Source organism: Streptococcus sp., assembly GCF_019414905.1.
Classification (GTDB): domain Bacteria; phylum Bacillota; class Bacilli; order Lactobacillales; family Streptococcaceae; genus Streptococcus.
The window spans coordinates 12,069-14,028 of record NZ_DXLC01000168.1 but is presented as its reverse complement, the minus strand read 5'-3'; the positions used below and the strand labels follow the sequence as shown (position 1 = coordinate 14,028).

Annotated in this window: 3 protein-coding genes; all 3 read left to right on the top strand. The window is 41.8% G+C overall.

Annotation, left to right across the window (positions count from 1 at the left end; all coding sequences use genetic code 11):
- The coding region (locus QZ359_RS04990; RefSeq protein WP_293963519.1) for a LysR family transcriptional regulator at nucleotides 1-895 on the top strand (895 nt) is incomplete at its 5' end.
- Nucleotides 892-1,353, top strand: a complete 462-nt coding sequence (lspA, locus tag QZ359_RS04985; RefSeq protein ID WP_033681917.1) for a signal peptidase II — start codon at nucleotides 892-894, stop codon at nucleotides 1,351-1,353. The genes QZ359_RS04990 and lspA, both read left to right, overlap by 4 nt.
- A partial coding sequence (locus QZ359_RS04980; RefSeq protein ID WP_293963512.1) for an RluA family pseudouridine synthase occupies nucleotides 1,343-1,960 on the top strand: 618 nt, incomplete at its 3' end. The genes lspA and QZ359_RS04980, both read left to right, overlap by 11 nt.

Here is a 1,960-nt window from a genome sequence, read left to right as displayed (position 1 = left end):
ATTACGCTATGTTGTTGCCATTGCCAATAGTGGTACTTTCCGTGAAGCTGCTGAAAAGATGTATGTTAGTCAGCCGAGTCTGTCCATTTCTGTTCGTGATTTGGAAAAAGAATTAGGATTTAAGATTTTCCGTAGAACTAGCTCAGGGACTTTCTTGACTCGTCGTGGTATGGAATTCTATGAAAAAGCGCAAGAATTGGTTAAAGGATTTGATATTTTTCAAAACCAGTATGCCAATCCTGAAGAAGAAAAGGATGAATTTTCCATTGCTAGTCAGCACTATGACTTCTTGCCACCAACCATTACGGCCTTTTCAGAGCGCTATCCTGACTATAAGAACATCCGAATCTTTGAATCAACTACTGTTCAAATTTTAGACGAAGTAGCCCAAGGACATAGTGAGATTGGGATTATCTACCTCAACAATCAAAATAAAAAGGGTATTATGCAACGGGTTGAAAAGCTAGGCCTTGAGGTCATTGAATTGATTCCCTTCCATACCCATATTTATCTCCGTGAGGGGCATCCTTTGGCTCAGAAAGAGGAATTGGTTATGGAGGATTTAGCAGATCTACCGACAGTTCGTTTTACACAAGAGAAAGACGAGTACCTTTATTATTCAGAGAACTTTGTCGATACCAGCGCTAGCTCACAGATGTTCAATGTGACAGACCGTGCTACCCTGAATGGTATTTTAGAGCGGACGGATGCTTATGCAACAGGTTCTGGATTTTTAGATAGTGATAGTGTCAATGGCATTACAGTTATTCGTCTCAAGGATGAACTGGATAATCACATGGTCTATGTTAAACGTGAAGAAGTGGAGCTCAGTCAAGCTGGGACTCTCTTCGTAGAAGTCATGCAAGAATATTTTGATCAAAAGAGGAAATCATGAAAAAAAGAGGAATAGTGGCAGTCATTGTACTGCTTTTGATTGGGCTGGATCAGTTGGTAAAATCCTATATCGTCCAGCAGATTCCACTGGGTGAAGTGCGTTCTTGGATTCCCAATTTCGTTAGCTTGACCTATCTGCAAAATCGAGGGGCAGCCTTTTCTATCTTACAAGATCAGCAGTTGTTATTTGCTGTCATTACTCTGGTTGTCGTGGTAGGTGCCATTTGGTATCTACATAAGCACATGGAGGATTCACTCTGGATGGTCTTGGGTTTGACCTTGATTATCGCAGGTGGTCTTGGAAACTTTATTGACAGGGTCAGTCAGGGCTTTGTTGTGGATATGTTTCACCTTGACTTTATCAATTTTGCAATTTTCAATGTGGCAGATAGCTATCTGACGGTTGGAGTGATTATTTTATTGATTGCAATGTTAAAAGAGGAAATAAATGGAAATTAGAATTGAAACTGGTGGCCTGCGTTTAGATAAGGCTTTGTCGGATTTGACAGAATTATCGCGCAGTCTCGCGAATGAACAAATCAAATCAGGACAGGTCTTGGTTAATGGTCAAGTCAAGAAAGCTAAATACACAGTTCAAGAGGGTGATATCGTCACTTACCATGTACCAGAGCCGGAGGTCTTAGAGTATGTGGCTGAGAATCTTCCGCTAGATATCATCTACCAAGATGAGGATGTGGCCGTCGTTAACAAACCTCAGGGGATGGTGGTGCATCCGAGTGCTGGTCATACTAGTGGAACTCTAGTAAATGCCCTTATGTATCATATTAAGGACTTGTCGGGTATCAATGGGGTTCTACGCCCAGGAATTGTTCATCGTATTGATAAGGATACGTCTGGCCTTCTCATGATTGCTAAAAACGATGAGGCGCATCTAGCACTTGCCCAAGAACTCAAGGATAAAAAGTCTCTCCGAAAATATTGGGCTATTGTTCATGGAAATCTGCCTAATGATCGTGGTGTGATTGAAGCTCCGATTGGCCGTAGTGAAAAAGACCGTAAGAAACAGGCTGTGACTGCTAAAGGGAAGCCTGCAGTGACCCGTTTC